The sequence below is a fragment of the Caulobacter sp. DWR2-3-1b2 genome, assembly GCF_049896345.1.
Taxonomy (GTDB): domain Bacteria; phylum Pseudomonadota; class Alphaproteobacteria; order Caulobacterales; family Caulobacteraceae; genus Caulobacter.
Genome location: NZ_JAFCUC010000002.1, coordinates 549289 through 568073, shown reverse-complemented (window position 1 = coordinate 568073; position 18785 = coordinate 549289). Strand labels below are relative to the sequence as shown.

22 protein-coding genes and 1 pseudogene are annotated in these 18785 nt (G+C 67.5%); 10 read left to right on the top strand and 13 right to left on the bottom strand.

Features of this window, described 5'->3' with window-relative positions:
* Positions 1-221: 221 nt before the first annotated feature.
* The 3 genes from ACP694_RS08945 to ACP694_RS08935 all read left to right on the top strand — a co-directional run bounded on the left by ACP694_RS08945 (position 222) and on the right by ACP694_RS08935 (position 1991).
* Complete coding sequence (locus ACP694_RS08945) at positions 222-416, top strand: hypothetical protein (protein ID WP_426011771.1); 195 nt, start codon at positions 222-224, stop codon at positions 414-416.
* 95 nt (positions 417-511) lie between these two features.
* Positions 512-811, top strand: coding sequence for a hypothetical protein (locus ACP694_RS08940; RefSeq protein WP_426011770.1), 300 nt, complete (start codon positions 512-514; stop codon positions 809-811).
* Between the two features lie 169 nt (positions 812-980).
* Positions 981-1991 carry a hydroxyacid dehydrogenase gene (locus ACP694_RS08935; RefSeq protein WP_426011769.1) on the top strand — a complete coding sequence of 337 codons (1011 nt, stop codon included), beginning with the start codon at positions 981-983 and terminating at the stop codon, positions 1989-1991.
* A gap of 142 nt (positions 1992-2133) precedes the next feature.
* Here the strand turns inward: ACP694_RS08935 and ACP694_RS08930 are convergent, their stop codons facing one another.
* The gene (locus ACP694_RS08930; protein ID WP_426011768.1) at positions 2134-2412 is read right to left on the bottom strand and encodes an HU family DNA-binding protein; all 279 of its coding nucleotides are present in this window, start codon (positions 2410-2412) and stop codon (positions 2134-2136) included.
* Positions 2413-2548: 136 nt separating this feature from the next.
* Between ACP694_RS08930 and ACP694_RS08925 the strand changes: the two genes are divergently transcribed.
* Both ACP694_RS08925 and ACP694_RS08920 read left to right on the top strand, forming a co-directional pair.
* Positions 2549-2941, top strand: a complete 393-nt coding sequence (locus tag ACP694_RS08925) for a TrbI/VirB10 family protein (protein ID WP_426011845.1) — start codon at positions 2549-2551, stop codon at positions 2939-2941.
* On the top strand, positions 2938-3162 hold the full coding sequence (locus tag ACP694_RS08920) for a DUF2274 domain-containing protein (RefSeq protein ID WP_426011767.1): 225 nt from the start codon (positions 2938-2940) through the stop codon (positions 3160-3162). The genes ACP694_RS08925 and ACP694_RS08920 overlap by 4 nt, the downstream gene beginning before the upstream one ends.
* A 264-nt stretch (positions 3163-3426) precedes the next feature.
* Here ACP694_RS08920 and ACP694_RS08915 read toward each other — a convergent pair whose 3' ends face one another.
* Positions 3427-3858 (bottom strand): helix-turn-helix domain-containing protein, encoded by a 432-nt coding sequence (locus tag ACP694_RS08915; protein ID WP_426011766.1) that lies wholly within the window; start codon positions 3856-3858, stop codon positions 3427-3429.
* A 103-nt stretch (positions 3859-3961) separates the two neighbouring features.
* On the opposite strand from ACP694_RS08915, the gene ACP694_RS08910 reads away from it, so the two are divergent.
* Positions 3962-4267, top strand: a complete 306-nt coding sequence (locus ACP694_RS08910) for a DUF7662 domain-containing protein (protein WP_426011765.1) — start codon at positions 3962-3964, stop codon at positions 4265-4267.
* 240 nt (positions 4268-4507) lie between these two features.
* Positions 4508-5038 carry an antirestriction protein ArdA gene (locus ACP694_RS08905; protein WP_426011764.1) on the top strand — a complete coding sequence of 177 codons (531 nt, stop codon included), beginning with the start codon at positions 4508-4510 and terminating at the stop codon, positions 5036-5038.
* An 18-nt stretch (positions 5039-5056) separates the two neighbouring features.
* Here ACP694_RS08905 and ACP694_RS08900 read toward each other — a convergent pair whose 3' ends face one another.
* The 8 genes from ACP694_RS08900 to ACP694_RS08865 form a co-directional block, all read right to left on the bottom strand.
* On the bottom strand, positions 5057-5635 hold the full coding sequence (locus tag ACP694_RS08900) for a S1/P1 nuclease (protein ID WP_426011763.1): 579 nt from the start codon (positions 5633-5635) through the stop codon (positions 5057-5059).
* A gap of 69 nt (positions 5636-5704) precedes the next feature.
* A complete protein-coding gene (locus tag ACP694_RS08895; RefSeq protein WP_426011762.1) occupies positions 5705-5893 on the bottom strand; it encodes a hypothetical protein in 189 nt (62 codons plus the stop codon).
* Between the two features lie 66 nt (positions 5894-5959).
* On the bottom strand, positions 5960-6322 hold the full coding sequence (locus ACP694_RS08890; protein WP_426011761.1) for a class I SAM-dependent methyltransferase: 363 nt from the start codon (positions 6320-6322) through the stop codon (positions 5960-5962).
* 103 nt (positions 6323-6425) lie between these two features.
* Entirely contained in the window at positions 6426-9563 is a 3138-nt protein-coding gene (locus ACP694_RS08885) for an efflux RND transporter permease subunit (RefSeq protein ID WP_426011760.1), read from the bottom strand.
* Positions 9564-9572: 9 nt separating this feature from the next.
* On the bottom strand, positions 9573-10832 hold the full coding sequence (locus ACP694_RS08880; protein WP_426011759.1) for an efflux RND transporter periplasmic adaptor subunit: 1260 nt from the start codon (positions 10830-10832) through the stop codon (positions 9573-9575).
* Entirely contained in the window at positions 10829-12124 is a 1296-nt protein-coding gene (locus ACP694_RS08875; RefSeq protein WP_426011758.1) for a TolC family protein, read from the bottom strand. The genes ACP694_RS08880 and ACP694_RS08875 overlap by 4 nt, the downstream gene beginning before the upstream one ends.
* A gap of 70 nt (positions 12125-12194) precedes the next feature.
* Entirely contained in the window at positions 12195-12620 is a 426-nt protein-coding gene (locus ACP694_RS08870; protein WP_426011757.1) for a hypothetical protein, read from the bottom strand.
* Between the two features lie 44 nt (positions 12621-12664).
* Complete coding sequence (locus ACP694_RS08865) at positions 12665-13309, bottom strand: cation transporter (RefSeq protein ID WP_426011756.1); 645 nt, start codon at positions 13307-13309, stop codon at positions 12665-12667.
* A gap of 74 nt (positions 13310-13383) precedes the next feature.
* Between ACP694_RS08865 and ACP694_RS08860 the strand changes: the two genes are divergently transcribed.
* A complete protein-coding gene (locus ACP694_RS08860; RefSeq protein WP_426011755.1) occupies positions 13384-13812 on the top strand; it encodes a MerR family transcriptional regulator in 429 nt (142 codons plus the stop codon).
* A gap of 109 nt (positions 13813-13921) precedes the next feature.
* Entirely contained in the window at positions 13922-15397 is a 1476-nt protein-coding gene (locus tag ACP694_RS08855; protein ID WP_426011754.1) for a phosphoesterase, read from the top strand.
* Positions 15398-15456: 59 nt separating this feature from the next.
* Here ACP694_RS08855 and ACP694_RS08850 read toward each other — a convergent pair whose 3' ends face one another.
* The gene (locus ACP694_RS08850; protein WP_426011753.1) at positions 15457-15786 is read right to left on the bottom strand and encodes a YnfA family protein; all 330 of its coding nucleotides are present in this window, start codon (positions 15784-15786) and stop codon (positions 15457-15459) included.
* Positions 15787-16039: 253 nt separating this feature from the next.
* Here ACP694_RS08850 and ACP694_RS08845 point away from each other — a divergent pair.
* Positions 16040-17078 (top strand): annotated as a pseudogene (locus ACP694_RS08845) (substrate-binding domain-containing protein).
* Positions 17079-17114: 36 nt separating this feature from the next.
* On the opposite strand, the gene chrA reads toward ACP694_RS08845, so the two are convergent.
* Complete coding sequence (gene chrA / locus ACP694_RS08840) at positions 17115-18341, bottom strand: chromate efflux transporter (protein ID WP_426011752.1); 1227 nt, start codon at positions 18339-18341, stop codon at positions 17115-17117.
* Positions 18342-18357: 16 nt separating this feature from the next.
* Complete coding sequence (locus tag ACP694_RS08835; RefSeq protein ID WP_426011751.1) at positions 18358-18672, bottom strand: PadR family transcriptional regulator; 315 nt, start codon at positions 18670-18672, stop codon at positions 18358-18360.
* Between the last annotated feature and the right edge of the window lie 113 nt (positions 18673-18785).

Here is an 18785-nt window from a genome sequence, read left to right as displayed (position 1 = left end):
ATATCAAGACGTCGTTTTGCGCGAGCGGCGCTTGGCTGTGGCTGTGGCTGTGGCCCGGACGCGCAAAGAACGCCAACGGAGTCGGCGCCCTTTGCTTCGAGATTAGTGGTCCGGGCCGCGAAGGTCCCGCAGCCGTGTTCGCTTTAGAATTGCCAGCCGAAGCCCAGACGTCGAGAGCGCGGCGTCTGATAGGACCGGACCTTGCCGTAGGTGGCGCTGGGATGACCGCCGGCCGTCTAACCGAACTCGTCGTAGTCGGCGCCACCCTGAAAGTTGAAGACATGGAAGATATCGGCTCGAAATACGAGCCCGCTGCTGTCCTCGTTGCCCACCAGGGGCACGAGCGGCACGAACCGGGACGGCACAGTGTATCGGACCGAAAGGTCGAAGCGGGTGATCCGATCGCGGTGAAATGAAGTCCCTCGATTAACAACTTGGCCGCCACAGAATCGCGAGTTGGCTCCGTCGCCGTTGGCGTCTTGCCAGTCCCCTGACATCTGCGAACGACGCTTTGCGCGGCCGCCGTCAGCGGCGACAATGGGCCGATGACATCCCCGCCCGTCCTACGCCAACCCCGACGATCCTGATCGCCACGGTGGGTGTCTGGCTGTTGGCCTATGCCGCCATGACCCTGAGTTGGATCAGCGCCCAGGCGTCGCACTTCTGGGACGGGTCCGTGCGGCGGCCGATCATCTGCTGCATAGGGGCGCTGATGTGTCAGGCGACGGGGCCAGCGCTGGATCGCTCGGCGTCCTGGCCCATCGTTCGACGCCTGGGCCTGGCGGCGGGGATGTCGTTGATTGCGCGCTGATCTTCGGCGTGGCGGACTACACCGTTTACGTCGCCATTCTGCCTCGCTGGCCAGACTCCACCAACCGGCTCGAGCCGTTCCTCCTGACCTAGGTGGCGGTCCGGAATGGCGTCAGGCTCCCGCCCGTGCTCTCGTCGCTCCGCGTCAGTAGGCGCGGGAGCGCTGATTGATGGACGTGCTGATCTCCGAGGCCCAGGACTGGGAACGCGACGCGGCCCAGCGGCTGGCGCCCGCCCATTCCGTCCGCTGCATGTCGGGGCCGTTGGACGTCGCGGGGCTGGATGATGTGGCGAAGGTCGAGGTCCTTTCGACCTTCATTGATTCCAAGCTCACCGCCGAGGCGCTTCGACCGTTTTGCCAGCTGAAGTTGATCGCCACCCGCTCCACCGGTTACGACCATATTGACCTGGACTACTGCCGTGCGGCTGGGATCGTTGTCTGCAACGTTCCCGACTATGGCGACCCCACTGTGGCCGAGCATACCTTCGGCCTGTTGCTGGCCTTGGCCCGCAAGGTGGCGGAAGCGGTAGCGCGAACCCGGCGTGGTGACTTCAGCCAGACGGGACTGCGCGGTTTCGACCTGGCCGGCAAGACTCTCGGGGTGGTCGGGACCGGCCGGATCGGCCGACGGGTGATCCAGATCGCCAAGGGGTTCTGCATGACCGTAATCGCCTTCGACGCCTATCCGGATCCCGGCCTGGAGGCGACGCTGGGGATGCGCTACGTGGCGCTGCCCGAACTCCTCGCCACCTGCGATGTCCTCACTCTCCACATTCCGGGCGGCGAGGGCACGCGCGACCTGATTGGGGCGGAGGCGCTGGCGCGGATGAAGCCGAGCGCGGTGCTGGTCAACACCGCGCGCGGCGGGGTGGTCAATGTCGAGGCTCTGATCCACGCCCTGACCGAGGGACGGCTGGCCGGGGCGGCGCTGGACGTGCTGAGCGAAGAGCCCTGGCTGCGTGACGAGGCCAATATCTTCCGGGCCGGCTCAGGCCTTGGGGCGGACGGGATGCGGACCTTGGTGGCCAATCACGCCCTTCTGAAATTTTCCAATGTCATCGTGACGCCGCACATCGCTTATGACACCGACGAGGCGGTGCGGCGGATCATGGAAATCACACTGAGCAATATCGAAGCGTTCGCGGCGGGCGAGCCCCGAAACGTCGTCGGAACGCCTTAAGCATTCAGGAGGCTACTGTCAGACGTGGGGGCGTACCCCTTCATCGGACGCGGGCGCGCGGTCCGGTATTGTCTCTGGCGGACGGCGGGCCAGGATGAGCGGTCGGGCGCCCTGGGCAGGAGACCGACCGCTCGCCGTGGAATTAGGCGTTGACGGCGTCTTTCAGCTGCTTGGCCGGCGTGAACGCGACCTTCTTGCTGGCGGCGATTTCGATCGCCGCGCCCGTCGAGGGGTTGCGGCCGGTGCGGGCCGGCTTGGCCTGCACCTTGAATTTTCCAAAGCCCGGGATTGAAACTTCTTCGCCCTTCACGGCCGCATCGGTTAGCGACTTAAAGACGCCGTCGATGATGGCCTTGGCTTGGGCCTTGGTCAGCTTGTCGTCGGCGGCCACGGTGGCGTCGATCAGATCCGAAACGTTCATAAGTCAGCTCATCTGCTGGGAATCAAAAGAGAGCCAAGCCTGCCGGGGGAAACGCGCTTTGTCACCCTATGATAGCGGTGACGGTTAATAGGGCTGATTATGGTGCTCCTTCGGCTCGCACAACCCATGAAAACTCATATCTGCCAATAGGTTAGTTTTTACTATGGTCAAGCTGGACCTGTCGCGGGCACGACTGCGGCAGGCCCAGGGGGCGCTGCCGGCGGCCGATGTGCTGGGCATGACCGGACTGCAGGACGGCGTCGATCGCAATGGCCGGGAGGTTCTGGCGGCGGCGGCCTTGAGCACCTTGCTCGCGGTCGGAGCCGAGGCGGGCGCGTCGGACGAGTCCGATCTGGCGCGAGCGGTGCGCCGGGGCGCCTCGGACGCGGCGGGCGATGTCGGCCGCCAGATGGCCGGCTCCAGTCTGGCTCGCGCCCCGACCCTGACCATTCGGCCCGGCGCGCCGCTGCGCGTGCTGTTGACCCGGGATCTTGTGCTTGAGCCCTATGACGAAGGACGCCGCCCATGACCAAGTTGAAGTTGGGACCGATCGAGGACGACACCCCGGTCAAGGTCACCTTGGACCTGCCGGCCGTCTTGCACCGGGACCTGGTGGCCTATGGCCAGGCCTTGGGCGCGGAGACCGGCGGCAAGGCCGTCGAGCCGGCCAAGCTGATCGGGCCGATGCTGTCGCGGTTCATTGAGACGGACCGGGGGTTTGTTCGTGGAAGGCGGGTCGGAAAGCCATGATCGGCAGGGGGATGCGGCGGAATCTGGTTGGGCGACCGATCAATCCGGCGTTTTCGGCGACGTTACGCATGCCTCTATCGAACCGGCGGGAGAGTAGGTGGTTGGTCGAGAGCACTGGGTGCAGCCGGGAACGTACTGTCATCCTCATCGGACAGCCCAGGATGGGGTCCTGCGGGATGCAATCTCTTCATCGGGCCGTTGATGCACCCCTTGCCATCGTCGCCCCGGCAACACGCCTGACTGACCGCCAAGCCTCGCTAATCCCTACGACGACTTCTGCTGACCATCGTCGTCCGCCATGGCGCGAACCAGATCCAGGATCTGGCGGCGGACACGACCCTTTCCAATTTTCGGGAAGATCGCCGCCAGTTCCAGGCCCTCGGGCGTATTCAGAAAGTCCGTGATGACCCGATTGGCCGCCTCGCCGACATCGTCGCTCTCATCGGTGACAGGATCGGCAAGGCCGTCGAAGAAATATGACACCGGGACCTGGAGCGTCTTGGCGATCTCGTACAGCTTCGATGCGCTGACCCGATTGGCGCCGCGCTCGTACTTCTGGACTTGCTGAAAGGTCAGCTTGAGCGCGTCGGCAAGATGTTCCTGGCTGACGCCGAGCATCTTGCGGCGCATGCGAACGCGACCGCCGACATGGAGATCGACCAGATTGGGGGTTCGAGCTTCGGGGATAGAGGTCAAGTGTCAGCTCCGTCGGTTTCAGCTCGGAAAGGGCCGCGCGATCACAGGGCGGCGGTTCAGCGGAAGAACGGCTTGCGATGCTCCATTTCAAGCCCGTTCTCCAATGAAGCTGTATTACGGCGGATTGGACGGGTCCGGATCGTTCCGTCATGCTGGTTGGATGGCCAAGTACGATCCCCTGTGCGGACATTTGCGTCGCCAACGGCACGCCGAGTTCGAACTAACCTTCCCCGAGATCGAGCGCATCCTTGGCGTCATGGTCCCCAAGAGCGCCACTCGGCCGCAATGGTGGGCGAACGTGACCGACCCCGACACGGCCCATGTCCAGCGGAAGGCTTGGCGCGAGGCCGGCTATGACGCCTTCCTTCTGGTCGGCAAGGACCGCGTGAGGTTCAAGCGATCAGGTTAGCAAGGCCCGGCAGTTCAGGTCCCTTGGGCATGATGATCTAGCAGGTTCTTTTCGCCCGCGTCTGCGGGCGCTTGGCTTGGGGCGCCGCCCCCGGCGCGCTTCGGATCGTCTTCCGCCCAGCTTCGGCCGGCTTTGCCGGCCTGCCAGCCGGGTCCCCGCGAAGCCGCCCCTCCGCTTGCACACCCGGCCTCGCCGACGGGCAAGGGTTCATGTTGAACCCCTGCTTTGAGGATGAGGAAGATGGGAGAAGTCACTGAAAAACTTGAGCCTCGGATCTATATCGCTTGTCTGGCCGCCTACAACAACGGGCGCCTGCATGGCGTCTGGATTGATGTCGAGGACGACGCCGACACGGTTCGCGACGCCATCAACGCCATGCTGAAGGCCTCGCCCATGCCCGGCGCCGAGGAGTACGCCATTCACGACCATGAGGGTTTTGGCGGGGTCGAGATCGCCGAATATGCCGGGATCGACAAGGTGGTTGAGATCGCCGCCTTCCTGCGTGTGTACGGCGGCTTGGGCGCCTTGGTGCTGGAGCATTTCGGCGACGACCTGGAGGCGGCGCAAACGGCCCTGGTCGAGGACTATCACGGCGTCTTCGACAGCCTTGCCGACTGTATCCAGGAGGTGACCGAGGAGGCCACGGTCATCCCCGAGCGCTTGCGCTACTACATCGATTGGGAGGCCATGGGCCGCGACGCTGAGCTCAATGGCGACATCTTCACGATCAAGACCGCCCATGACGAGGTCCATGTGTTCTGGAACCGCTGACGTCGTGGTTTCACCCACCTAGCCGAGGGCGCGATTGAGCTCATAGGCCAGTCGCACCCCGGCCCGTTGGAGTTGCAGCGCGGCGGCGGCCCGCGCCTTGGCCTCGTAGCCGTCGGGCAGCGCGATCGGCGCGGTGTCCGAAGCGCAGCCCGGCGCCGAGCCCAGGGTGTAGGCGCTCGCCTTGGCCACCGCATAGCTTTCCAGCGCCCAGGCCTTGGGCCCGTCCTTGGCCCAGGCCTTGCGTTGCGCCGGGGTGATCTGGGCGCTGAGCGCCTTTGCGATCGTCTCGGCGTCCGGCCCCAGGCCATCGACCACGACACTGCCCCAATAGCTGTGCAGGTTCACGGTGCGCGGACCGCCCAGCGCCGCGCCCTTGGGATCGTCCTCGGCCGCGTGGGCCAAGCAGTGATCGATATGGTCGCGGATCAGGGTCTTCTTGGCGGCGGCGACCGCCTTTTCGATGGCGTGAAGCTGTTGGGCGAGGTCCAGGCAGGTGCGGCCCGCTTCGATCATGGCGATCGTCTTGCGCAAATGCCCTTCGGCGCGCTTGAGGCGGTTGACGATCTCGGGGTGGGGTTCGTGGACGACGTGGACCATGGCTAGAACCTATCCTCCTGGAGGGGATAGCGTCCAACGGCTTTCAGGGGATGACGACCGGCCGGCCGTTCAGCCCGTCTTGCGAAACAGGCACCGGTTGAAGGCCTGCACGCCGCCGCCCGGCGTGACGTGGTCCTCGCGCCAGCTGTCTTGCAGGCTGAAGGCCTCGCCCAGTTCGGCCGCCAGGCTTTCGGGGCCGTATTGGACGATCGACAGGCCGCTGCAGCGTTCGGGGCCGCCCAGGGCGAAGGTGGCCATCAACAGCGCGCCGCCGGGCGCCAGGCCCTGTTCCAGCGCTGGGCGGTGACCGGCCCGGTCTGCGGCTTACGTCAAGAAATGGAACACCGCCCGGTCATGCCAGATCGCGTAGCGGCGCCCTGGCCGCCAGGTCGTGATGTCCGTAGCGATCCATTCGACATCGTCAGCCCTTTCCCCAAGTCGGGCTCGCGCCACGTCCAGGGCCGGTTGGGCGATGTCGAGCACGGCCAGGTCACGCCAGCCGCGTTCGAGCAGGGCGTCGACGAGGTTGGAGGCGCCACCGCCGACATCAATCAATCCTGTGGATTTGGCGGGCGTGATCCGCGCCTGGGCGTCCAGCGAAGGCGCGGGCGCGAGTTGATACCAGCTGACGGTGTCGGCGTGCTTGGTGACGTAGAGGGTTTCCCAGTGCTCGGCGCGGTCCGGCATCCTGTATCCTTGAGGCGTCGTCGGGCTGATCCCTACTGCCGAAGATGGAGACGCTCCCGCCGTTCGGCCAGGGGCCGGCGGGCGGGAGCGCTCCTCAGGAGGATCAGGCCGCGACCTCCCCGGGCTTGCGCCGCCGAGAGGCCAGGGCATAGAGCGCCGGCAGCACCAGCAGGGTCAGGATCGTCGAGGAGACGATGCCGCCGATCACCACGGTGGCCAGCGGACGCTGCACCTCCGAGCCGGCCCCGACATTGAACGCCATCGGCACGAAGCCGAGGCTGGCGACCAGGGCGGTCATCAGCACGGGGCGAAGACGCCCAAGGGCGCCTTCGCGGATCGCGTCCTCGAGATTTCGGCCTTCGTCGAGCAGGCTCCGAATGAAGGTGACCATCACCACGCCGTTCAGCACCGCGACGCCCGACAAGGCGATGAACCCGACCGCCGCCGAGATCGACAGCGGCAGACCCCGCATCATCAAGGCCGCGACCCCGCCGGTCAGGGCCAGGGGCACGCCGGAGAACACCACCCCGGCGTCCTTCCAGGAGCGAAAGAGCAGGAACAGCAAGCCGAAGATCACCAACAGGGCGGCCGGCACGACCAGTTGCAGGCGGCGCGCGGCCGAGGTCAGTTGCTCGAAGGTGCCGCCATAGTCGACCCAATAGCCGGTCGGAACCTCGACTCGATCATCGACCGCCTTCCGCAGGGCGGTGACGAACGAGCCGAGGTCGCGGCCGCGGATATTGGCCGTGACCACGACCTTGCGCTTGCCATCGCTGCGGCCGATCTGGTTGGGACCGATCACCACCTCGACCTTGGCGACGTCGGCCAGGGGCACGAAGCCCCGCGCGCCGTCGGAAGCGGGCAGGGGGATCTGCAGCCGACCGATCTCGTCGACGTCTCGTCGCAGCACCTCCGGCAGGCGCACGACGATGTCGAAGCGCCGGTCACCCTCGAAGATCTGGCCCGCGGTCGCGCCGCCGATCGAGGCGGAGACCACGTCCTGGACATCGGCGATGTTGAGGCCAAACCGCGCCAGGGCGTCGCGGTCGGGGGTGATCTGCAGCACCGGCAAGCCGGTGGTCTGCTCGACCTTGACGTCCTGGGCGCCCTCGATTTTGCCGACCACCTCCTCGATGGCCTTGCCGGTTTGCAGCAGGACGTCGAGGTCGTCGCCATAGACATTGATCGCCACGTCCGAGCGCACCCCGGAGATCAGCTCGTTGAAGCGCATCTGGATCGGCTGAGTGAACTCGTAATTATTACCCGGCACGGTCTCGACGGCCTCCTGCAGTTCGGCGACCAGCTGGGCCTTGGGCTTGCGCGGATCGGGCCAGTCCTTGCGATCCTTCAGCAGCACGAAGGTGTCGGCGACGCTGGGCGGCATCGGATCGGTGGCCACCTCGGCGGTGCCCATCTTGGCCACGACCTTGTCGACCTCGGGGAATTGCTTGATCCGCGCCTCCAAAGCCGTCTGCATCTTCACCGCCTGGGTCAGGCTGGTCCCAGGAATGCGCAGGGCGTGCAGGGCGATGTCGCCTTCGTCGAGACTGGGAATGAACTCCGAGCCCATGCGCGAGGCGGCCAGGCCGGCGATCAGCACCAGGACGATCGCCCCGGCCACGAAGGCGGTCTTGAACCGCAAGGCCGTGGCCAGGGCTGGCTCATAGGCGCGCCGGGCCAGGCCCATCAGCTTGCTCTCCTTCTCCTCGACCCTGCCGGTCACGAACAGCGCGACGGCGGCGGGGACGAAGGTCAGGGACAGCAGCAGGGCCGAGGTCAGGGCGATGACGACCGTGATGGCCATCGGGTGGAACATCTTCCCCTCGACCCCGGTCAGGGCGAAGATCGGCACATAGACCAGGGTGATGATCAGCACGCCGAACAAGGACGGCTTGATGACCTCGCCGGTGGCCTCCGCGGCCAGGTCGAAGCGCTCCTGCCGTGACAGCAGCCGGCCCAGCTGGTGCTGGGCCATGCCAAACCGCCTCAGGCAGTTCTCGACGATGATCACCGCGCCGTCGACGATCAGGCCAAAGTCCAGCGCCCCCAGGCTCATCAGATTGCCCGAGGTTTTGGTCTGCACCATGCCGGTGATGGTCATCAGCATGGCCAGGGGGATGACCGCTGCGGTGATCAGGGCGGCGCGGATGTTTCCGAGCAGCAGGAACAGCACGACGATCACCAGCAGGGCGCCTTCGACCAGGTTGGTCTCGACCGTGGCGATGGTGCGATCGACGAGGTCGGTGCGGTCGTAGATCGGCTTGGCGGTGACCCCGGCCGGCAGGGCCTTGGCGGCGACCTCCAGCTTGGCGGCCACGGCGCGCGACACCGTGCGGCTGTTCTCGCCGACCAGCATCATCACCGTGCCCAGCACGACCTCGCGGCCGTTCTCGGTGGCCGCGCCGGTGCGCAGCTCCTCGCCCATCACCACGTCGGCGATATCGGCGATGCGGATCGGCGCGCCGCCGCGATTGGCGACCACGATGCGATTTAGGTCCGCGATGCCGGCGGCCTGGCCCGGCGTGCGGACCAGATATTGTTCGCCGTAGCGCTCGACATAGCCGGCGCCGACATTGGCGTTGTTGTTCTCAAGTGCGGCGATCACCTCGTCCATCGTCACGCCATAGGCCGCCAGCCGCTGCGGCCAGGGGGTGACATGGTACTGGCGGACATAGCCGCCGATGGTGTTGACCTCGGTGACGCCCGGCGTGTTGCGCAGCTGTGGCCGGACCACCCAGTCCTGCAGGGTGCGCAGGTCCTCGGGGCTGTAGGCCTCGCCACCGGGCTTGCGGGCCCCCGGGCTGGCCTCGACCGTGTACATGAAGATCTCGCCCAGCCCCGTTGCGATCGGGCCAAGCTCGGGTTCGACGCCCTTGGGCAGCTGGCCGCGAACGGTCTGCAGGCGCTCGTTGATCAGCTGGCGGGCGAAGTAGATGTCGGTCCCGTCGCGGAACACGGCGGTGACCTGGCTGAGGCCATAGCGCGAGATCGAGCGGGTGTATTCCAGGCCCGGAACCCCGGCGATGACCGTCTCGACCGGGAAGGTGACCCGTTGTTCGGATTCGAGCGGCGAGTAGCCTGCGGCCTCGGTGTTGATCTGGACTTGGACGTTGGTGATGTCGGGGGTGGCGTCGATCGGCAGGCGCTGGAAACTCCAGATCCCCAAGCCCGCCAGTACGACGACGAAAGCCATGACCGCCCAGCGATGGACGATCGAGGCGGCGATGATGCGGTTCAGCATGACGCGCCCCTAATGATCGTGGCTCGCGCCGGACTTCTCGATGTCCGCGCGAATGAGGAAGGCGCCGTCGGTGACGTACTGGGTTCCAGGCTCCAGGCCGCCCAGGACTTGCGTCCATTCGGGCGTGCGGACGCCAAGCTCCAGCATCCGCACCTCGTAGGTGTCGCCGACCTTGGCGAACACTACCTCGAAGTCCCGGAAGCGCTGGATGGCCTTGGTCCGCACCGCCAGGGCCGCCGGTCGCGAGCCGACGGTGACGGCGCCCTCGACGCCCAGGCCCGGCCGCCAGGCGGGGCCGGCCCCATCGGGCAGATGGACGTGGGCCAGCTGGGTTTGGCTGGCCATGTCGGCCGAGGGCAGGATCGACTCCACCGTGGCCAGGATGCGGTCGGTCCCCGACAGGCTGCGCACCTCGACGCTCTGGCCGACCCGGACCCGCTCGGAGTCGCGCGGATAGACGAACAGCTCGGCGTGAAGCTTGGTCGGATCGGCGATCACGAAGATCGGCCGGTCATGGGCCACGTCGCCGACATTGCTGTTCTTCTCGATGATCTGGCCCGAGATCGGGGCCGGGATCGAATAGGTCTGCAGGCTCTCAGACGACTCGACGCGGGCCACGATCTGGCCCTTGCGGACCATCTGGCCCAACTCGCCGCGCAGGCTCATGATCCGGCCGGGATACCAGGCGCGGACCTCGCCCTTGCCTTCCGGCGTTACTTCGATCCGACCGTTGAGCGTCACGGTCTCGCCGATCGCCATGGGGCCGGCCGTCTCGATCTTGACGCCGCCGGCCTGGGCGGCCTGGGCGGTCATGGTCGTGCGGCCCTCATAGGAGGCATAGCGCCAGGCGTGCGTCCTACCGCCCTCGCCGGCGCTGACCGCCACGTCGAACGAGTGCGGCTCGGCCACCACGCCCGCGCCGCGCAGATAGTCTTCCCGCGGATTGAAGGTGAAGCGATCCACTTGGCCGCCAAGCCTGGTCAGGGCCACCTCAACGGTCACCTGTCGCGGATCGATCGGCTTGTCCTTGCGGTAGGGATAGAAGCGGAACTCCGGCTCGACGCCGGTCTCGAAGACCGTCACCTCCAGGCTGAAGTCGCCGTCGCGCAGCAGGCGGCCGTTGTGGGGGCCGCGCTCGAACTCGGCTTCGGCCTCGCCATGGTCATCGGGCTTGGCGGCCTTGTCGCCGGCCCCGCAGGCGGTCAGGCCCAGGGCGGCCGTGCCGAGAAGCAGCGCCCACAGGGGGCGGCGGGTCAGGGTCGGGTTCATGGTTGAAGCTCCGTGCGGGCGAGCATCGCGTGCGCGCCGGTCAGGCGATCCAGGGCCGCCCCGTCTTGATGGAAGGATTTGAGGATCTCGACCCGGCGGGTCCTGGCGTCGATCAGGGCGCGTTGGGCGGCGATGACGTCGAGATAGCTGAAGCCGCCGCGATTGAAGCCGTCGCGAACCAGGGTCACGGCGCGCTCGGCATTGGGCAGCACCTCCGCGTCGGTCCGCTTGACCTCGGCGGCGGCGGCCGCGCGGCGAGCGATCAGGCGGGCGATCTCGCGCTCGCGTTCGATCTGGAAGGCGCCCAGATCGGCCGCGATCACCGCCCGTTCGGCACGGGCCCGGTCGATGGCGCCGCGGTTGGTGTCGTAGCGGCCCAAGGGGATGCTCGCGCCGACCACCAGGGCCACCGCGCCTTCGTCCTGAAGGTGGCGGACGCCGAGGCTGACGGTGGGGTCCTGCACGGCCCGGGTCTGCTCGACGGCGATGCGGGCGGCGGCGACGTCCTGCTCGACGGCCAGCAGCTTCAGGTCTGGCGTATCGACCGCGGCGGTCGCGCCCTCTGGGCGGCGGGTGTCTTCGAACAGGTCTTCCGGGACCGAGAACTCGGCCGAGCCGCTCCAATAGGCGGCCAGGGCAGCGCGCGCGTCGCGCCCGTTGGTCTGGGCCCGATCCAGGCTGACCCTGGCCTGGGCCAGTTCGGCCTCGGCGCGGGCCCCGGCGAACAGCGGGTCACGCGCGCCGGCCACGCGGCGGCTGACTTCCCGCTCGGCGCGCAGGGCCACGGCCAGGCGCTCTTCAGCCACGGCGACCTCGGCCTGCGCGGCCAGGACATCGACGAAGGCCAGTTGCACGGCCTTGGCCAGGTCGAGGCGCCGGACCTGGGCACGGGCTTCCACCAGGCCGATCTCGCGCTGCGCCAGGGCGGTGCGCGCTTGGCGCTTGCCGCCACGCTCATAGGTCTGCTGGTAGGACAGCGTGGCTTCGGTGCGGCCCAACGTCGAGAACGGCCCGCTGCCGGTGAAGTTCTCGACCTCCATTCCAAGGCTGGGATTGGGCCGGACATTGGCCTGGCGGACATTGGCTTTCGAGGCGTCGAGGCGGGCCTTGACGCCGGCCAGCGACGGGTCGGCCGAAAGGGTTCGCCGCAGCGCCTCGTCCAGCGACAGAGGCGCGGACGACGTTTGGGTGAAGGCGGGCGTGGCGACGATCAGGGCCGTGCTCATGATGAGCGCGCGCGCGTAGGCCGCGAGGCGACGCGCGGGCGCGCGGCCCGGCGAGGTCGGGGGCATGGGAAATCTCCAAGGCAGGGATCAGCGCGGCCGAACGGCCGGCGCGGCTACAGACAGGTCGAGGTCTGGATCAGGCCTTTGGCGGACGCTTCAGGCCGCAACCGGCCAGGCCCGCATGATGAACGCTCCGCGCCGGCGCGACGCTCTGGCGGTGGGCGGGGGCCGCGAGGGGCATGGCCAGATCAACGCCCAGGCCAACGGCGTGGTGATCCACGTGGTGCTGATGCGGCTCGCCAGCGGGATCGGCGGGGCTGGCGGGATCGTCGATCGCCGGGTCGTCGCAATGGTGATGGTCATCCCCGACATCGCCGGCGGCCTGGGTCGCATGATGTCCGGCGTGGTCGGCCATCTCGAAGGCCTGCGCCGCCGTCTGACCGGCGAGCGACAGCGCGATCGCCACGCACAGCATGGCGACCCACCCGCTCGTTTGCCGAAACAGCGCCAAGCCCATGCCGACGGTGATGCGCCCGGAGCGTTCCTGATGCAAGACGCGCAAGGTCGCATTCGCGTGGTCGATCCTCCGCGAGCCCGGTGGGCGCCTCACGCCGCGGCCCTGAGTTCAGCCTGCGACTGGCGCACGATGACATAGGCCGATTGCAGGAAGACCCCAGCCAGGAAGACACCGGTGATCAGATCGGGCCAGCGCGATCCGGTCAACCAGACCAACCCTCCCGCGACAACCACGGCAAGGCTTTCGATCAGGTCGTTGCGGGTGCAGAGCCAGACGGATCGCACATTGGCGTCGCCATCGCGAAACCGCACCAGCAGCAGGGCGGCCAGGAGGTTGGCCAGAAAGCCCAGGACGCCAAGGCCAGTGATGACATTGCCCTGCGGCGGCGCGCCGGTCATCGCCCGCCAGATCGCGAAGCTCAGGACCGCGGCCGCAACGACGGCGAGGCTGGCGCCCTTGAGCAGCGCGGCGCCGGCGCGGGTTCGCGCCGACCGGCCGATGACCCAGAGGCTGATGGCGTAGGTGGCGCTATCGGCCAGGAAGTCCAGGGCGTTGGCCGCCAGGGCCGCGGACCCCTGCGCCAGGCTGCCAAACGCGACAGCGATGAAGGCCGCCACGTTGATGGCGATCACCGCCATCAGGATGCGGCGATAGGCGGGCGAGGCGCCGTCGAAGACGACGGACTGGCCGCAGCAACTGGTCGCGCAGGGTTTGGTGTCGGTCTCTACGGTCATGGCGTCCCTTGAATCAGGAGGACACTCTGCTTCCTCTAGTGACTAGAGGAGCAAGGGTCTATCATGCGCCCACGATGGAAAATCTCAGATCCTCGCCGGATGCGCCGCGCGCGATCGGCCAACTCGCCGCCCTCACGGGCGTTAAGGTCCCGACCATCCGCTTCTACGAGCAGATCGGTCTGCTGCCCGAACCGTCGCGGACATCGAGCGCCCGGCGGCAGTATGACGCCGACGCCGTTCGACGGCTCACCTTCATCCGGCACGCGCGCCAACTGGGCTTCCCCGTGGAAGCGATCCGTTCGCTGCTTGAGCTTTCCGACCATCCCGATCGCTCCTGTGAACAGGCCAACCAGCTGGCGGCGCAACAACTCGCCGCCGTCGATGAGAAGATCGCCCAGCTGCAGACGCTAAGGCGCGAACTCCACCGTCTCGCCCATGCGGGTTGCCTGGGTCAGGTCGCCGAATGTCACGTCCTTGAAAGCCTCGGCGAACCCGCGGGGTAGCCTAGTCGCGCCGCCCGACGACTTGTCATCCAATGGGGGTATCGGCCGCCGACCGCTCGACGTTGATCGCGATTCCATCGCTGCTTTTTCCCGACCTCGGAGAGATCCCTTGAAGAACTGGTTGAAGGTGAGCTCGGCGGCGGTAGGCATCGCGATGATCGCCGCCCCCGCCTTTGGCCACCAGCCGGGGCATCGCCGTTCGCCCCCTGCCGTCCATCGCGCGCATCCTTCGGCGTCGATCGCGACGCCGGCGTCGGGCGAGCGACGCTGGCTGGCGGGCGATCACCACATCCATAGCCAGTTCAGCGCCGACTACACCGAGAACGCCGCCGATCCAGCCCAGCCGCCGACCTCGGTGCTCGGCGCTGATGGTCGCTATCCCATCCCGACAAACGCCGAGATGGCCAAGACCCACGGTCTGGCCTGGATGGTCTCGACCGATCACGGCGGCCCCAACCATTCCAAGATCGATCATGATCTGGCCTATCCTGAGCTGATGCGCTCGCGCCTGCTGGTGCCGGAGGTCTTGCAGTTCTACGGCATGGAATTTGACACCCCGGCCGGCGATCACAGCAGCCTCATCGTGCCCAACACGCGTGACGAGCGCGAGGCGCTCCACGGCATCGAGCATGGCTTCTCCAAGCGGGATACCTGGCCGCGCGATCCCTCCCGGGACACCGAGCCAAGGATGATCGACGCCTTGACGCACATGAAGGCGCTGAAGTCGCCGCCGATCGTCATCGCCAACCACCCGTCTCGTTCGGCCACCGGCGTCGGCGCCTGGGGCGCCTACACGCCCCAGGAGTTTCGAAACTGGAACGACACGGCGCCCAATGTCGCCATCGGCATGGAGGGCGCGCCGGGGCACCAGGCGTCCGCCCTTCGCGCTGACGGGTCCAGCAATCGGCTAGGCGTCAGGGGTGGCTACGGCAAATCCCCGACGCTTGGCGGTTTCGATCAGATGACCGCCCGACTGGGCGGGTTCTGGGACGCGATGTTGGGCGAGGGGCGTGGCTGTTGGATCACCTCCACCTCGGATTCCCACCACAACTGGCGCGACGGCGGCGATGATTTCTGGCCAGGCGAATACTCGAAGACCTATGTGCTCGCGACGCGCGATCACGCCGACATCCTGGAGGGTCTTCGCGGCGGCCGCGTGTTCGTCACGACCGGCGACCTGATCTCCGAGCTTGACTTGACGGTGAGGACGATCGGCGGCCACGAGGCGATGATTGGCGGCGAAGTCCGCGGCAAGCCCGGTGAAGCGGTCGAGGTCAAGATCCGTGTGCGCGATCCAGCCGGCGCCAACCATGCCGGCCGGCGGCCCGAGGTCAGGCGCATCGACCTGATCGTGGGCCGGGTCACCGGGCCGGCGGCGGACCGTTCAGCCGACACCAACCCGACCACACGCGTCGAGCAGCGGTTCACGCCAGAGACCTGGGTGCGGGATGGGGAATATATCGTCGTGACCCACACCCTGCCGCGCCTCGACGCCAGCCTGTACCTGCGGGTCCGCGGAACCAGCACCGATGAGTTGGAGCCGGTCGCGGACGTCGCTGGCGAAGACCCCTGGGCCGACCTCTGATTCTATTCCAATCCGGTGTTCATAACCAAACTCTAGGCGCGACCAGCCGCGCAATTGCTTCACGCGCCGCGCGGCCCCAGCAGGATGACGCCGGCGCCGACCAGGCAGATCAGCGCTCCGATCGCGTCCCAGCGATCCGGACGCAGGCCTTCCACTGACCACAGCCAGGCCAGGGACGCGCAGATATAGACCCCGCCATAGGCGGCGTAGGCGCGGCCCGCGGCGCTGCTGTCGACCTGGGTCAGCAGCCAGGCGAACAGGGCCAGGCACGCCATGCCCGGCGCCAGCCACCAGATCGACTTCCCCTCCCGCAGCCAAGCCCAGAAGCTGAAGCAGCCGGCGATCTCGGCCACGGCGGCGGCGATGTAGAGGAAGGCGGTCTTGGTCATTGGCGATCCTATCCGACGCGTCGTCGGACCGTTTAGCCCGCCGGTGAGGCTCTTGGCGATCACGTGATCAAATTCCCGCGAGCAGGCCGGCGCGGCGCAACGCCCAACTTCAGCTTCGCATCTCTGACACATGCCGCTGCTATTGAAATCGACATTCGATATCGAACTTCGATTCTGATGAAGCACGCCCTTAGGGCAGGTCTCGAAGATGAGGAAGCCGCCGCAGTGCGGCGCATCGCAAGGGAAGATAGCCATGAAGAGTCTGATCGGTGTCGTTGCGGGCGTGGCGCTGCTCTCCGGCGCTTCGAGCGCCCAGGCCGCGCGAGACTTCGTCTGGGCGACGGGCTCGTCGACAGTCCATCCGTTCGCGCTCCGCGTCGCCGAGAACACCACGCGCAAGACCGGCGGCAAGATCGCCAAGATCGAGAGCACCGGCACCGGCGGCGGCTTCAAGTCGTTCTGCGGCGGAACGGGCGAGCGCTTCCCCGACATCGCCAACGCGTCGCGACCGATGAAGAAGGCGGAGTTCGAAGCCTGCAACGCCAACGGGGTCACCGGCGTCGTCAAGCTGAAGATCGGTTTCGACGGCGTGGTGGTCGCGGTTGACGACAAGGCCCCGGACTATGGCTTCACCGTCGAGCAACTCTATCTTGGCCTGGCCGCCAACAGCCTTCGCGGCGGCCAGTTCGTCGCCAATCCCTTCCAGACCTGGAAGGAGGTGTCGCCAAGCCTGCCGGCGCGCCGATCCGCGTCTATGGACCGCCGCCCGGCTCAGGGACGCGCGACGCCTTCGTCGAACTGGCCATCGAGGCGGGGGCAGGGAAGCTGCCGGCCGGGCAGGCGCTACGGGCGAAGGATCCGGCCGCTTTCCGGGCCAAGGTCGATCCGCCCCGGCCGGACGGAGCCTGGACCGACGCCGGCGAAAACGACAACGACATCGTCGAGACCATCGAGCGCCGCCCTGGCGTGCTGGGCGTCTTTGGCTACTCGTTCCTGGCTCAGAACGACCATCTGATCAAGGCGGCTAGCATCAACGGCGTCAAGCCGACCCCGCAGACGATCACCAACGGCAGCTATCCGCTGTCGCGGGCCCTCTACATCTACGTCAAGACGGCCAATCTCGGCGATACGCCCGGATTGAAGCCTTCATCGCCGAGTTCGTGTCGGATTCGGCGGTGGGGCGCGGCGGATACCTCCAGCAGCGCGGACTGGTGCCGCTTCCACCAGCGCAACATCAGGCAGTGAGGGCCGCGGCCGTTTCGGCCCGGCCGATGGCCGCGCCCAAGGAGTGACGGGCAGGTTGGTGCGATGGGTCTCTCGCCGGCCGGCTAGGTCGTCATCTTGATGAGCATGGCGCCGGCGACGCACAAGATCACGACGGCCAGCGGCGGCGCCTTCCAGCGCTCCAGGAGCAGGAACCCGGTCGCCGCGATGGCGACGTCGCGTCCGTCGCGGATGGCGCTCGTCCAGATGGGGTCATAGAGCGCCGCCGCCAGCACGCCGACCACGGCGGCGTTGACCCCGGCCAATCCTCCCTTGGCCGCCGGGTGTCGGCTGGTCCAGCTCCACAGCGGCACGCCCGCCAGTACGAGCAGCATGCCCGGGAGGAAGATGAAGACGGTGGCGACCAGGGCCCAGAGGGCGGTCGTCATGGCGCCGTGCGGGGACCCGGCCGCCGCGCCGAGATAGGTGGCGAAGGTGAACAGCGGGCCCGGGACGGCCTGGGTCGCGCCATAGCCGGCCAGGAACCTGTCCTCGCTCAGCCAGCCTTGCGGAACGAGGCTGTCGTGCAGCAGCGGCAGGACCACGTGGCCGCCGCCGAACACCAGGGCGCCGGCGCGATAGAACACCCCCATCAGGTCCGTCGTCGAACCCGGGGCGAGGCTGCCCAGCCAGGGCAGGCCGACGAGCAGCGCGATGAAGACCGCGAAGGCGGCGACGCCGACGCGCCGGCGCACGGGCAGGGCCGGCGGCGACGGCGGCAGGTCCACACCGCGGCAGAGGATCACGCCGCCGATGGCTCCCAGCGCCAGGGCGACCAGTTGCAGCGCCGCGCCGCCGACCACCAGCAGAAGGGCGGCGGCGACCAGGGCCAGGCCGGCGCGCGGCAGGTCCGGGCAGAGCTTGCGGGCCATGCTCCACACCGCCTGGGCGACGACAGCGACAGCCACGAGCTTGAGGCCATGCAATCCCGCCAGCGTCAGCGGATCCTTCAGGGCGGGGGCGACCAGGGCGAACAGGTAGAGCGCCAGGGCCGAGGGCAGGGTGAAGCCGATCCAGGCGGCCAGGGCGCCCAGCCAGCCGGCCCGCTTTAGGCTGATCAGGGCGCCGACCTGGCTGCTGGCCGGGCCGGGCAACATCTGGCACAGCGCCACCAGGCCCGCATACTCGTCGGCCGACAGCCATTGGCGGCGCTGGACATAGGCGCGTTCGAAATAGGCCAGGTGGGCGATCGGTCCGCCGAACGAGGTCAGGCCCAGGCCCAGCGACACCGCCAGGACCTCGAAGGCCGATCGTCGCGGCGCGGGCGACGCCACGGGCTCCGCCGTCGTCATGCCCGGCCTTCCGCCGTCAGGCCGGGGCCTGGTCGTGGACCTCGCGCACCAGTTCGCGCACGCGCAGCTTGGCGATGGCGAGCGCCTCCAAGCCCAAGGGCGTGGCCCGATAGAGCCGCCGGAAGGTCTTGCCGATCTGTTCCTTGCGCGAGGCCAGGTAGCCCTTGCGTTCCATGCCGTGCAGCATCGGGTAGAGCGTGCCGGGGCTGAGCTTGTAGCCGTGGTGGCCAAGCTCCTCGATCATCCATTGCCCGTAGATCTCGCCGTCGGCGGCGTGATGCAAGACGTGCAGCCGGATCAGGCCGGCGAGGAGATCGTGGTGTTCCAGCACGCAAGGTCATTCCGTTGACAGATCCACGAAATCGGATATCGATAACGAGGGCCGTAATAGGCGCGGTCGAGACCCTTGTCACGGCTTGTTCAAGCCGTTCGAGCCCCCTCGCG